The organism is Demequina muriae, assembly GCF_030418295.1.
Taxonomy (GTDB): domain Bacteria; phylum Actinomycetota; class Actinomycetes; order Actinomycetales; family Demequinaceae; genus Demequina; species Demequina muriae.
Genome location: NZ_JAUHQA010000001.1, coordinates 485,796 through 498,264, shown reverse-complemented (window position 1 = coordinate 498,264; position 12,469 = coordinate 485,796). Strand labels below are relative to the sequence as shown.

Genomic DNA, 12,469 nt, shown 5'->3' with positions numbered 1-12,469 from the left:
ACCGGAACTATGTCGTGGCGTTCCGCGCCGTGATCAGCGAAGAAGGTGATCGAGCATGGCTCGTGTCGTGGTTCTGGGTGCGGGAGTCTCGGGTCACACCGCAGCCCTGTATCTGAAGAAGCGTCTCGGCAAGGCCCACGAGGTGGTGGTCGTTTCCCCGAACGCCAAGTACAACTGGATCCCCTCCAACATCTGGGTGGGCGTCGGACGGATGTCTCCCCAAGATGTCGTGTTCCCCTTGGCCCCGATCTATGCCAAGCACGGCATCAGATTCGTCCAGGCGAAGGCCTTCGCGCTGTGGCCCGAGGGCGATGCGGAGGACGACCGTCCTGCTGTCGAGGTCGAACTCACCTCTGCCGAGAAGGCGGGCGAGGTCGACAAGATCCGCTACGACTACCTCATCAACGCCACAGGCCCCAAACTCAACTTCGGCGCCACGCCTGGACTGGGTCCGGACGAGGGCAACACCGTGTCGGTGTGCACCCCAGCCCATGCCGAAGACGCGCACGTCAAGCTGCAGCAGGTCATCGCCGCCTGCAAGAACGGCGAGGACAAGCGCGTAGTCATCGGCGTCGGTCACGGCACGTGCACCTGCGAAGGAGCGGCCTTCGAGTACACCTTCAACGTCGAGCACGAGCTGCGCGAGGCGGGCGTTCGCGATCGCGTCGAGCTCGTCTATCTGACCAATGAGAACGAGCTGGGCGACTTCGGCGTGGGCGGGATGCAGTTCGAGCAGAACGGCTTCCGGACCACGAGCCAGCTGTGGACCGAGTCGCTGTACCGCGAGCGCGGCGTCAAGGCGGTCACGGGCGCCGCCGTCACGAGCATCGAACCGGGCGTCATCCACTACGACCAGCTCGACGGTTCGCACAACGACCTGCCGTATGACTTCGCGATGCTGCTTCCGCCCTTCAAGGGCGCCGACTGGAAGGCCTACGACCGCGCGGGCGAGGACATCACCGACACCGTGTTCGCGCCATCCGGCTTCATGAAGGTCGACGCCGACTACGCCAAGCGGCCGTTCGAGGAGTGGACCGCGAAGGACTGGCCCCGTACGTACCAGAACCCCACGTACCCGAACTGCTTCGCGGTGGGCATCGCGTTCGCCCCGCCCCACCAGATCTCGAGGCCCCGTGCCACGCCGGAGGGCCTGGCAGTGGCGCCGAGTCCGCCCCGAACCGGCATGCCGTCGGGGACCATCGGCAAGGTCGTCGCGTTCTCCATCGCGGACATGATCCTCAAGGGCGCTACGGTCCCGACCCATGCGGCGTCGATGGCCGAGATGGCGGCCGCATGCGTGGCCTCGGCGGGCACGGGCATGCGCTCCGGCACCGCCGCCGCGATGACCATGAGCCCCGTGGTCCCCGACTGGGAGAAGTATCCGGAGACGGGCCGCAACCTCAAGGAGACGTTCGGGGAGATCGGCCTCGCCGGTCACTGGGTGAAGCGGCTGCTGCACACGCTGTTCATCTACAAGGCCAAGGTCAAGCCAGGCTGGACCTGGATCCCCGAGTAAGGAGGCACGCCATGGATACCACCAACGAGCGCATCGCCCAGGCGCCGCTTCCCACGCCGCAGGAGCTGCGGCGCCGGCGCAACCCCGTGTTCCAGTTCTTCCGCTTCATGCGCATCAACTGGACCATGTGGAGGCTCGCCCGGAAGTCGCACTGAGGGCCTCAGAGACCAGCCGCCACCCGGGGGGCTAGGCCCGGGAGTCCGCCTCCGCGACCATGAGGTCAGCCGTCTCGTGCACGCCCACGATGACGCGGTCGGCGCCCATCTCCGTCAGGTACTCAACGTCCACGTCGCGGTGCCCGCGGCCGATGATCCGTGCCTCGGGTCGCATCGCGCGGGCCTTCGACACGATGGCGCCGGCGTTCAACGGGTCGGGGATCGCGACGATGACGACCGTCGCGGCGTCGATGCCCGCAGCCATGAGCACCTTCGCGCGCACGGCATTGCCCAGGATCGCCTCGCGGCCCTGCTCCCGTAGGGTCTCGACCCGGCGCTCGTCATCGTCCACGACGACGGTGGGGACGCCGCGTGCCCACAGGCCCTCAGCGACCCGCGCACCCACGCGCCCGAATCCCACGACGAGCACGTGGTCCTCGCCCTCGTACTCTCGTGGCGCATCGGCGATGGGCACCACATCCTCCGTCTCGCGGTAGGCGCGGGTGGCCCAGGCGAACAGCAGGGGGTTGGCGATGATCGACAGGATGGCTCCACCGAGCACCAGGTCTCGCGCGTCGCCGGAGAGGATCTCGAGGTCCGCCCCGAGAGTGACGAGGATGAACGAGAACTCGCCGATCTGCGCCAGCGCCGCGGCCACGACCAGCGCCATCTGCTTCGAGTACTTCAGGGCTCTGACGATGGCGAACGCCACCACGGTCTTGCCCGCGACGATCACGAGGAACGTGCCCAGCAGCGCCAGCGGCTGCTCGATGATCACGCGCCAGTCGAACAGCATGCCGACCGCGACGAAGAACAGCACAGCGAAGGCCTGCCGCAGCGGCAGAGAGTCCTCGGCCGCGCGATGGGAGAGGTCGGACTCGCGCAGGATCATGCCGGCGAAGAACGCGCCGAGCGCGAAGGAGACGTCGAACAGGTAGGCCGCGCCCACGGCCACGCCGATGCCGAGCGCGAGCACGCTGAGCGTGAAGAGCTCGCGCGAACCCGAGTCGGCCACGCGCCCGAGCAGCCACGGAATCGCCCGCCGTCCGACGACGACCATCAGCGCGACGAACGCGCCCACCTTGACGATGGTCCACGCGAGCTCACCGGCCAGCGCCCCCGGGCCGCCGACGTCGGAGGCCAGCACGGGGATCATCACCAGCGCGATCACCATCGCGAGGTCCTCGACGATCAGCCATCCGACCGCGATGTGGCCGCCCCGAGTGTCGAGGAGCTGCTCGTCCTCAAGCGCCCGGAGCATCACGACGGTGGACGCCACCGACAGCGCGAGTCCAAACAGCATCGACGCCCCGAGATCCCAGCCGATCCACAAACCCAAGCCGGTGCCGAGCGCCGTCGCGGCCGTCATCTGGGCGATCGCGCCCGGGAGCGCGACCTTGCGCACCGCGAGCAGCTCCCGGAACGAGAAATGGAGTCCCACCCCGAACATCAGCAGGATCACGCCGATCTCCGCGAGCTCCATCGCCAGCTCGGTGTCCGCTTCGTAACCGGGGGTGAAGGGGCCGATGACGATGCCGGCCGCAAGGTAGCCGACGATGGGAGACAAGCGCGCCTTCTGGGCGAGAAATCCCAATCCGAAGGCGACGACCAGGCCCGCAGCGATCGTGGTCAGCAGCGGGGCATGGTGCAACATGGGGTGATTCTACGTGGTCGAGATTTCGCGCAGAATCCGCCGGTGAGTCAGTCGGCGAGCAGGGATCGCTGGTCGTCGAGGCGCTCCGCCCGCTGCCTCAGATGCTCGCCCAAGGCGTCCGCATCGGCCGCATCCCAGCCCTCCGGCCGGGTGACGCCCGCCCATGCATCGAGGTTCGCGCGGTGCGTGTAGAGGTGCCCGTAGCCCTCGGGGATCGAGCCCGCCGCAGGCATGTCGAGCAGCACCTGCCACATGGTGACGATGGGGTACCAGGCCATCGTCTCGGCCACGTCGGGTGCGCGCTGGCCGGGCTCCAGCCACTCGGGGCTGGTGAAGGCCAGCGTCCCGTCGAACCACGTCACGGGGTCGGAGCCATGCTGCAGGTACACGAGGCGGGTGGGGCCCCAGGTGCCGCCGGCGTCGAGCCCGTACTGCTCCGCGGTGAACCGCACGGTCCGGCCCTGGTTGAAGACCGGCTGCCACGGCGGCGTGCCGGTGTCCCGCGCCGCGGTGATCTCGGTGTGCATCTCGTTGATGAACGGCGGTCCCACCATCAGCGCGCCGTCGATCGGCTCATTGAGGATGTCCACGCTCGACAGCACGGCTTCGACACCGGTGGAGCCGAGCGACAGGCCGTAGAGGTAGAACTGAGGGCGATCGTCCTCGGGAAGGGTCGCCCAGTAGTCGTGCACCGTGCGGAACACCACTCGCGAGGTCTCCCGGACCACGTCCTGGTCCGCGAGGAGCGAGATCCAGCTGGGCAGATACGAGTACTGGACCCCTGCGATCGCGGTGTCGCCGTTCCACAGGTATTCGAGCGGGTCGACGCCGGCGGGGTCGAGGTATCCGGTGCCGGTGACCGTGGCGAGCACCAGGATCTCTCGGTCGAAGGCTCCGGCGCGCTGCAACTCGTCGAGTACCAGTTCCGCGCGTTCCTCGAGAGTGTCCGCGGACCGCAGCCCCACGTACGCCCGGATGGGCTCGAGCGCACCGCCGCCCGTGTACTCGTCGATGTCCTCCGCCGAGGGGCCGCTCGCCACGAACGATCGGCCCTGGCGCCCCATGTGCTCGAAGTCGACGGCCGATGCGGGGGAGCCTGAGCGCTCGGGCTGCAGCGGCTGCTCGTCGCCTGGGTTGGACTGCAGGTCCCGGCCGGAGAAGATCCAGTTCGACGTCGTGAAGAAGGCATTGACGAATGCCCCGGACAGCACCCACCACAGCACCGCGACCAGGATCACGCCGGCAAGCGTCACCGCGAGCCGTCGGGGAAGCCACCGATTGAAGAGATCGTCGGCCTTGCGGAACAGCAGCCGCAGGGACCGTGCGATGACCAGCACGAGAGCCGCGACGGCGACCGCGACGATCGCGATGACGGGCCACACCAGGGGCGACAGGGGCTCCATGCCGAAGGCCAGTCGGGTCTGGTTCTGCCAGCCCACGTATCGCCAGATCGCCAGGGATGCCTGGAGTGCGATCAGGGCGAGCGAGACCGACAGCAGCGCGACGCGCACCCGCCCACGGGCCTGCGGCACGCTCAGGAACCGCATCAGCGCGTACGCGCCGGCCCCGAGCCCGTACCCGATCATGAACGCGACGCCCGAGTTGAGCCCCTGGGCGTAGCCGGCGCGGGGCAGCAGCGACGGCGTGAGGGAGATGGCCAAGAAGTACAGCCCGATGACAATGCCCACCGCAGAGAAGCTCGCCTCGAACACGCGCGGGGCTCGCCGGCGTGGCGCTGGGGGGCCGCTGAGCCGGGCGTAGGCGCGATCCCGGATTCCGGTGGTCACCACGCCTCCCCTCTGATGGTGCAGGGTCGTCGAGTGCTGTCGTGACTCGAGGCTATCCGATGCGGCGCCGTCGCTTGCGGGCCGTCAGGCCTGGGGTCTCCGGTCAGGCAGGTGTGGGGGCGCCCAGCTGGTCGAAGATCGCCGCATTGAGGCGGAAGGCCACCAGCGCCTCATCGACAAAGGCCTGCTCCTGCGCAGGGCTGAGCTCCAGAGCGTCCAACGCCGCACGGTACTCCGTCTTGAAGCGGGGCGCGGCGGCGATCTGCTCGAACCGATAGAACGACAGCTGCTGGGGCGTCGCGCCGTAGTGGCGCGCCATGAGTGCGCCGATCGCCTGGCCGCCGGACAGGTCTCCCAGATACCGCGTGTAGTGGTGCGCGAGGTAGCGCGGGACGTCGATGACGGGAATGGCGCGGAGGTGCGCGGCATAGGCGAGTGCGGCGTCGATGACCGGTCGGCTCTCCCAGTCGGCGGCGCCCAGGTGCGCCAGGTCGCTCGCGATCGACGGGAAGCGGTCCAGGCGGGGGTCGTTGAGGGGCGCGGGATCGCGGGGCTGGGGTGCCCTGCTCTCCAGTGCGCGGTAGACGTGGGCGAACTGGATCAGATACCGGGTGTAGGCCGCGAGGTCGAGCTCGCCGTCCATGAGCCGCGTGATGTAGCCGCGGGTCTCAGCGGCCCGGTGCTCGGCCGCCGTCGCCTCTCGGATGCGCACGGACAGCGTGCTCGCGGGGGTCATGCGGCCGAGTGTAGCCCGCAGGCCTCTGCCGCCACGGCGTCACCCGGGCCGGGCGTCAGAGTGGGTCCCGCACCAGCGGCTGGGTCATGCAATGCGCGCCGCCGCGGCCGCGGCCCAGCTCGGAGCCCACGATCTCGAGCACGTCGATGCCGGCCTCGCGCAGCAGCGCGTTGGTGTGGGTGTTGCGGTCATAGGCCACGACCACTCCGGGCTCGAGCGCCAGCACGTTGTTGCCCGAGTCCCACTGCTGACGCTCGGAGGCGTAGCGGTCGCCGCCGGTGGCGATGGTCCGCAGCTTCTTGAGGCCGAGCGCGTGGGCGACCACCTCCGTGAAGGGGAGGTTCTCCCGCACCACGTCCAAGGTGACGGGCGCATCGGCCGGGAAGAGGGAGTAGGTCTCGATCCCGTCGACGATGCCCGGGAAGACGGTGGCGACGTCGCGATCGGCCATGGTGAAGACGGTGTCGAGGTGCATCGCCGCGCGCAGCTTGGGCATCTTCGCGACGATCACCCGCTTGGCGGCGCCGGCCGTGAACAGCGACGTGGCGACCTGCGTGATGGCCTGGCGGCTCGAGCGTTCGGACATGCCGATCAGCACCACGCCGTTGCCGATGGGCATCACATCGCCGCCCTCGAGGGTCGCGAGCCCGTGGTCGCGCTCGGGGTCGCCCCACCAAGTGGTGACGTCGCCCGCGAAGTCGGGGTGGAACCGGTACACGGCCTTCATGATGAGCGTCTCGGCATGCCGCGCGGGCCAGTACAGCGGGTTGAGGGTGACGCCGCCGTAGATCCAGCTGGTGGTGTCCCGCGTGAACAGCGTGTTGGGCAGCGGCGGCATCAGGTAGTCGCGCATGCCCGACTCCTCCCGCACCAGCTGCAGGCTGGGCGCGGCGAAGTCGATGGGCAGGTCGGAGGTGGACAGGCCGCCCAGGACGTAGCGCGCGAGCACGTGGGGGTCCAGCAGGTCCAGGAAGGCGCGAACGTCCGGCACCAGGCCCAGCCCCACCTCGTCGGGCGTGATCTTGCGGTCCATCAGCCAGGTGCGCGCCTCGGGGATCGCGAGCGTCTGGGCCAGGATCTCGTGGAGCTCGAGCACCTCGATGTCCCGCTCGCGCATGAGCGAGATGAACTCATCGTGGTCGCGGCGCGCGTTGTCGACCCACATCACGTCGTCGAACAGCAGGGCGTCCGCGTTCGACGGGGTGAGGCGATTGTGGGCGAGGCCGGGGGAGCAGACCAGCACCTTGCGCAGGCGCCCCACCTCGGAGTGGGCGCCGTAGCGGTCCTGAGGCTTGACAGGGGCCTGAGTCATGAAGAAAACGTAACACCGGGGGAGGCCGTGCGACCGGACCACCGCTACTCGGGACAGATCACCTCGACGCCCGCTGCGGCGAACGCGTTCATGTACTCCGTGCCCGGCATCTGATCAGTGATGACGTAGTCCGCCATCGCCAGGGGAGCGAACTGGGCGAACAGCTTGCGATTGAACTTCGACGAGTCGATCATCACCGCGACGGTGTCGCCCGCCTCCATCATGTCCCTCATCATCGTCGCCTCGGCGACGTTGGACGTGGAGAAGCTCGCCGTGTTGACGCCGCCCACGGCGATCAGCGACAGGCGGCAGCGCACATCGAGGTCGACGCCGCCGGCGAGGCCACCGAGGTGGACGGGGCCGATGCTCACGTGATCATGGGTGCGCACCGTGCCGCCGAACACGTACAGATTGCGGATGCACTCCGGGTCGATCTCAGTGGAGAGCAGCAGGTTGTTGGTGGCGATCGTCAGGCTGCGGTGATCGGCCAGGTGTCGAGCGAGCGCGAGGGCGGTGGTGCCGCCGTTGATCATGATGGTGTCGCCGTCGTCGACGAGGCCCGCCGCCAGCTCGCCGATGGTCTCCTTGGCCGCCATCTGCACCTGCTTGCGCAGGTCGAGCGCAGTCTCCGGCTTGGCGCCGGACTGCGGGCTCACGGCACCTCCGTGGGTGCGAATGACGAGTCCGTCCGCGTCGAGACGGTCGAGGTCGCGCCGGATCGTGTCGGGCGAGACCGCGAACTTCTCGGCGAGCTCAGCGACCGTCACCTGCCCCGCGTCCGTGATCGCGTCCACGAGGTCGGCCTTGCGCCCCGCAGGCAGGCGACGCCCCGCATCAGTGCGCGGGCGATGCGCGGAATCTGCACGTGTCATGACTGAAGTTGTAGCACAAAAAAGCATGAAACAGCAGTGACTTTGGGTCCGCCAGGGCGGGAGGGCCGCAGACTCCCCGAGCGCCGATGCGGTTTTGTGACTTTTGATGCTTGACAACTCGCAAGAGGCCGCACTAGCGTGAGTAAAACCGCAGAAAAGCGCAAAGTGGCGCAGGCGCACTCCGCGTCAGAGCGGTCACTGATTGGAGAGACATGAGCAAGGAAGCTCGTATGAGGAAGTGGATCGGGGCGACAGCCGCGATCAGTGCGCTCGCGCTGGTCACCGCTTGCAGCTCCGAAGGCGCCTCGGATGGCCCGAGCGATGGTGACGGTGGCGGCAACGGCGAGACCGTCACGCTCGAGTTCGCGCAGTGGTGGGAGCCCGAGCTCCCGGAGGGCGTGCTGCGCGGCCTGATGGACGATTTCGAAGAGGCCAACCCTGGCATCGAGGTGGAGCTCCTGTCCGGCCCCTACGCCTCGACCCGTGAGCAGGTCGTCGCCGGTGCGGCGTCCGGCACGATGTCCGACGTGGTCGGCCTCGACGGCGCGTGGGTCAGCGACTTCGTTGACCAGGGGTCGATCGCGGACCTCACGGCACTGATGTCCGACGCCGGCTACGACGACGGTGAGCTCGCGAGCCAGGTTCAGCTGGGCGGCTCGACCTACATGATCCCGGTGGTGAACTTCGCGTACATGCTGTTCACCAATGACGGCCTGCTGGCCGATGCAGGCGTCGACGCAGCGCCGTCCACGCGCAGCGAGTTCGAGGCCGCGGCCATCGCCGTGTCCGAGAGCGACGAGAACACGAGCGGGTGGATTCTCCCGCTGTCGCTCGAGACCCCCAACGGCATCCAGAACGACGTGATGTCGTGGGCCTGGGCGTCAGGCGGGTCGATGCTCACCGAGGACGGTGCGCCCGACGTCAACAACCCCGAGGTCCAGAGCGCTGTCGACTTCGTGGTCGGTCTGGACGAGGCCGGCGCCATCGCACCGGGCGCCGCCACGCTCAAGGAGCAGGACAAGGTCGAGGAGTTCAGCAGCGGCCGCGTGGGAATGATGATCTCGTCCCTCGCGCACATCAACACGCTGCGCGAGTCCAGCCCCGACCTCGACTTCTCGCTCCACGCGGTTCCCGCCGAGGACGGGTACGCGGGAGAGCGCGGCACTCCGTACGCCTCGTGGGGCATCGGTGTCGCCGAGAACTCCGAGAACAAGGAGGAGGCGTGGAAGCTCGTGGAGTTCCTCATGAGCGCCGACGCCAATGGTGAGCTCGCCAACGCGGCCAACGCGTTCCCGGGCAACAGCACCGCAGTGCCGGAGTTCGTGACGCAGGACGAGATCTTCCAGTCCGCGTTCGACGTCTGGAACGAGGGCTACCCCGCCAACGAGTTCGTGGGACTGCCGGTCGCCGAGCAGCTCATGCGCGACATGGCAGAGGAGCTGCAGCGAGTCCTCAACGGAGACATCTCCGTCGAGGATGCGCTCACCGCGACCCAGACCAAGTGGGAGTCGCAGTTCTAGTCCGCTGACCCCGTCGGCCGCGCCCAGGCACCCCCACCATGGGGCGCGGCCGACGGACCCTCCCCAACAGATCAGGTGAAACTCGTGACACACCCCCCCGAGACCACGGAAGCAACGGCCGCAGCGCCGCTCGCGACCGCGCCGGCCAGCGCCGGCTCCGGCGACGGCGGCACCGGCGACGAAGCCGGCCCGACGCGCGGACGATGGCGAGGCCGACGGAGCTACCGCGGCACCGTGGCGCCGTACGGCTTTCTGACCCCCACGTTCGTCCTGCTGCTCGTCCTGATGGTGACGCCCATCGCGATGGTGATCGGCTACTCGTTCGTGGACCGCGTCATCATCAACCCCAACTCGGACTTCGTGGGCTTCGAGAACTACGCCCAGGTGCTGGGCGACCCCGTGTTCTTCAAGGCGGTCAGCAACACCGCGATCTTCGCGGGCGCGTCCGTCATCGCGCACTTCGTGCTCGGCATGGGCTTCGCGCTGATGCTCAACTCGCCCATGATCAGCAACCGGCTCAAGGCGGTCTACCGGGCCATCTACATCCTGCCGTGGCTGTTCACCGTGGCGATCGTCGCCGTGCTGTGGCGCATGCTGCTGTCGCCCAACGGCATCGTCAACTTCTTCGTCACCGAACTGGGGTTCGCGGAGGAGGAGATCGCGTGGCTGTCCGACCCGTCGCTCGCCCTGCCGGCGATCACATTCATCAACATCTGGGCCGGCTACCCGTTCTTCATGGTGTCGCTGCTCGCAGGACTGCAGGGCATCTCGAGCGAGCTCTACGAGGCCGCACGGCTCGACCGCGCGGGCCCCGTCAAGCAGTTCTTCAACGTCACGCTTCCTCAGCTGAAGCCCATCATCATCTCGATGGCGCTGCTGGACTTCATCTGGACCACCCAGCAGTTCGCGCTGATCTGGATGACCACCGGCGGCGGCCCCATCGACGCCACGGAGATGGTCTCCACGTACACCTACAAGCTGGCGTTCTCGACCTATGACTTCGCCGTCGCATCGGCCTCCGCCGTGATCATCTTCCTGCTGTCGATGACGCTGGCCTTCTTCTACGTCCGCCACCAGAAGTCGAGGGACTGACCCATGACTGCCACCAAGACTTCCCTGTCCGCCCCCACTCAGCTCGAGGTGCCCACCCGGGCCCACGTGATCCGTGCGCGCAAGCGCAAGAAGGCCGGACTGATCGCCGCGCTCACCATCGGTGCGCTGTTCCCCGCGCTGCCCGTGGTGTGGATGCTGTCGAGCTCGTTCAAGCCCAACGGGCTGATCTTCGAGTACCCGCCGCGCCTCATCACCGAAGGGTTCTCGTTCGACGCGTACGTCGCCATCCTGACGGACCCCGAGAAGCTCCGGTTCTTCTTCAACAGCTACTTCATCGCCGGGTCGGTGACGATCCTCACCCTGTTCGTGGCGGTGCTCGCCGCGTACGCGTTCTCCCGCTACGAGTTCAAGGGCAAGCGCATCATCAACGTGGTGGTGATCTCGGTCCAGGCCGTGCCGCCCATCACGCTGCTGATCCCGTACTTCGGTCTCGTGGTGGTGCTGGGGCTGTACAACACCTATCCCGGGCTGATCCTCACCTACATGGTGTTCACCCTGCCCTACGCGATCATCATGATGACCGGGTATTTCAACACCCTGCCGCGTGAGCTCGACGAGGCCGTCAAGGTCGACGGCGGCAGCCCCTGGACCGCACTCTGGCGCGTGCTCGTGCCGATCTCCGTGCCCGGCATGGTCTCCGTGGGCGTCTACACCTTCATGATCGCGTGGAACGAGTACCTGTTCGCACTCACCCTGACGCGCACGAACGACATGCGCACCGTGCCCATCGGCATCCAGCTGCTCATGGGCCAGCACGCCTACGACTGGAACCAGATGATGGCGATGAGCGTGCTCGGCTGCATCCCGGTGCTGATCCTCTTCCTGTTCTTCCAGCGATATTTCATCGGCGGCATGACCGCCGGTGCAGTGAAAGCGTGAGCCACCCCGAGCTCTCGACATCCCCCAGCACATCACCCGAAAGGAACCACCCATGCTTGTCACCGGCGACGACCTTCTGAAGGTCGCCAACCAGCACTCCTTTGCCATCCCGGCATTCAACATCTCGGACTGGGCCATGAATCGGGGAATCTTCGAGATCGGCGAGGAGCTCCAGTCGCCGCTGCTCATCGCGATCCACCCCGACGAGCTCGCCCACGTGGGAGACGAGCTGGTGCTCGCCATCCGTGAGCGTGCGCACCGGTCGAGCGTCCCGGTGGCGATCCACTTCGACCACGGCGCGACCATCGACCAGATGCTGTGGGCCATCCAGTCCGGCTTCACGTCCGTGATGCTCGACGGCTCGATGCTGCCGTTCGACGAGAACGTCGCCCTCACGCGCCGCGCCGTCGAGGCCGCGCACGCGGTGGGCCTGTCCGTCGAGGGCGAGCTCGGAACCATCGGCAAGACCGACTCAGAGGCCGAGGATGGCGCGGACGAGATCATCTACACCAAGCCCGACGAGGCAGTGAAGTTCGTCGAGGCCACCGGCGTGGACTCCCTCGCGATCGCGATCGGCACCTCGCACGGCATCTACCCGTCGTGGATGAAACCCGAGCTGAAGCTCGACCTGCTCCAGGAGATCAAGGCCGCGGTCAGCGTGCCGCTCGTGCTGCACGGCGGCTCGAACAACCCCGACGCCGAGATCGGTCAGGCGGCGAAGATGGGCATCAACAAGATCAACATCTCCTCCGACATCAAGGTGGCGTATCACGTGAAGATGCGCGAAGTGCTGGCGGACGGTTCGGTGCGTGAGCCCAACACCATCCAGCCCCCGGCGGTCGAGGCGATGAAGGCGGAGGCCGCGCACAAGATCCGCCTGTTCGGCTCCGACGGCAAGGCCGGTCTCTACTGAGACCCTGGGCAG

General features: G+C 67.6%; 11 protein-coding genes. 6 read left to right on the top strand and 5 right to left on the bottom strand.

Translation table 11 applies throughout. The features are described 5' to 3' along the window. The first annotated feature begins 55 nt into the window (after positions 1 to 55). Both QQX02_RS02295 and QQX02_RS02290 read left to right on the top strand, forming a co-directional pair. Entirely contained in the window at positions 56 to 1,516 is a 1,461-nt protein-coding gene (locus QQX02_RS02295; protein ID WP_301140962.1) for an NAD(P)/FAD-dependent oxidoreductase, read from the top strand. An 11-nt stretch (positions 1,517 to 1,527) separates the two neighbouring features. Beyond that, the gene (locus tag QQX02_RS02290; RefSeq protein WP_301140961.1) at positions 1,528 to 1,671 is read left to right on the top strand and encodes a hypothetical protein; all 144 of its coding nucleotides are present in this window, start codon (positions 1,528 to 1,530) and stop codon (positions 1,669 to 1,671) included. A 31-nt stretch (positions 1,672 to 1,702) separates the two neighbouring features. On the opposite strand, the gene QQX02_RS02285 is transcribed toward QQX02_RS02290, so the two are convergent. From QQX02_RS02285 to QQX02_RS02265, 5 genes are all read right to left on the bottom strand, one after another. Beyond that, a complete protein-coding gene (locus QQX02_RS02285) occupies positions 1,703 to 3,325 on the bottom strand; it encodes a cation:proton antiporter domain-containing protein (RefSeq protein ID WP_301140959.1) in 1,623 nt (540 codons plus the stop codon). Positions 3,326 to 3,372: 47 nt separating this feature from the next. Further along, positions 3,373 to 5,112, bottom strand: coding sequence for an alpha/beta hydrolase (locus QQX02_RS02280; RefSeq protein ID WP_301140958.1), 1,740 nt, complete (start codon positions 5,110 to 5,112; stop codon positions 3,373 to 3,375). 103 nt (positions 5,113 to 5,215) lie between these two features. Then, positions 5,216 to 5,848: a biliverdin-producing heme oxygenase gene (locus QQX02_RS02275; RefSeq protein ID WP_301140957.1), complete on the bottom strand. Its 633-nt coding sequence runs from the start codon at positions 5,846 to 5,848 to the stop codon at positions 5,216 to 5,218. Between the two features lie 55 nt (positions 5,849 to 5,903). Further along, the gene (locus QQX02_RS02270; RefSeq protein WP_301140955.1) at positions 5,904 to 7,160 is read right to left on the bottom strand and encodes an arginine deiminase; all 1,257 of its coding nucleotides are present in this window, start codon (positions 7,158 to 7,160) and stop codon (positions 5,904 to 5,906) included. Between the two features lie 44 nt (positions 7,161 to 7,204). Continuing rightward, positions 7,205 to 8,032 (bottom strand): DeoR/GlpR family DNA-binding transcription regulator, encoded by an 828-nt coding sequence (locus QQX02_RS02265; RefSeq protein ID WP_301140952.1) that lies wholly within the window; start codon positions 8,030 to 8,032, stop codon positions 7,205 to 7,207. 230 nt (positions 8,033 to 8,262) lie between these two features. Between QQX02_RS02265 and QQX02_RS02260 the strand changes: the two genes are divergently transcribed. The 4 genes from QQX02_RS02260 to QQX02_RS02245 all read left to right on the top strand — a co-directional run bounded on the left by QQX02_RS02260 (position 8,263) and on the right by QQX02_RS02245 (position 12,457). Beyond that, positions 8,263 to 9,552: an ABC transporter substrate-binding protein gene (locus QQX02_RS02260; protein ID WP_301140950.1), complete on the top strand. Its 1,290-nt coding sequence runs from the start codon at positions 8,263 to 8,265 to the stop codon at positions 9,550 to 9,552. An 84-nt stretch (positions 9,553 to 9,636) separates the two neighbouring features. After that, positions 9,637 to 10,644 carry a carbohydrate ABC transporter permease gene (locus QQX02_RS02255; RefSeq protein WP_301140948.1) on the top strand — a complete coding sequence of 336 codons (1,008 nt, stop codon included), beginning with the start codon at positions 9,637 to 9,639 and terminating at the stop codon, positions 10,642 to 10,644. Between the two features lie 3 nt (positions 10,645 to 10,647). Then, positions 10,648 to 11,544 carry a carbohydrate ABC transporter permease gene (locus tag QQX02_RS02250; RefSeq protein ID WP_301140947.1) on the top strand — a complete coding sequence of 299 codons (897 nt, stop codon included), beginning with the start codon at positions 10,648 to 10,650 and terminating at the stop codon, positions 11,542 to 11,544. 52 nt (positions 11,545 to 11,596) lie between these two features. Next, positions 11,597 to 12,457 (top strand): ketose-bisphosphate aldolase, encoded by an 861-nt coding sequence (locus tag QQX02_RS02245; RefSeq protein WP_301140946.1) that lies wholly within the window; start codon positions 11,597 to 11,599, stop codon positions 12,455 to 12,457. The last annotated feature ends 12 nt before the right edge of the window (positions 12,458 to 12,469 follow it).

Bases quoted from the DNA above. Each gene is read 5' to 3' on its own strand.
- QQX02_RS02295 (WP_301140962.1), top strand. From the start codon at position 56: ATGGCTCGTGTCGTGGTTCTGGGTGCGGGAGTCTCGGGTCACACCGCA.
- QQX02_RS02290 (WP_301140961.1), top strand. From the start codon at position 1,528: ATGGATACCACCAACGAGCGCATCGCCCAGGCGCCGCTTCCCACGCCG.
- QQX02_RS02285 (WP_301140959.1), bottom strand. From the start codon at position 3,325: ATGTTGCACCATGCCCCGCTGCTGACCACGATCGCTGCGGGCCTGGTC.
- QQX02_RS02275 (WP_301140957.1), bottom strand. From the start codon at position 5,848: ATGACCCCCGCGAGCACGCTGTCCGTGCGCATCCGAGAGGCGACGGCG.
- QQX02_RS02270 (WP_301140955.1), bottom strand. From the start codon at position 7,160: ATGACTCAGGCCCCTGTCAAGCCTCAGGACCGCTACGGCGCCCACTCC.
- QQX02_RS02265 (WP_301140952.1), bottom strand. From the start codon at position 8,032: ATGACACGTGCAGATTCCGCGCATCGCCCGCGCACTGATGCGGGGCGT.
- QQX02_RS02260 (WP_301140950.1), top strand. From the start codon at position 8,263: ATGAGGAAGTGGATCGGGGCGACAGCCGCGATCAGTGCGCTCGCGCTG.
- QQX02_RS02250 (WP_301140947.1), top strand. From the start codon at position 10,648: ATGACTGCCACCAAGACTTCCCTGTCCGCCCCCACTCAGCTCGAGGTG.
- QQX02_RS02245 (WP_301140946.1), top strand. From the start codon at position 11,597: ATGCTTGTCACCGGCGACGACCTTCTGAAGGTCGCCAACCAGCACTCC.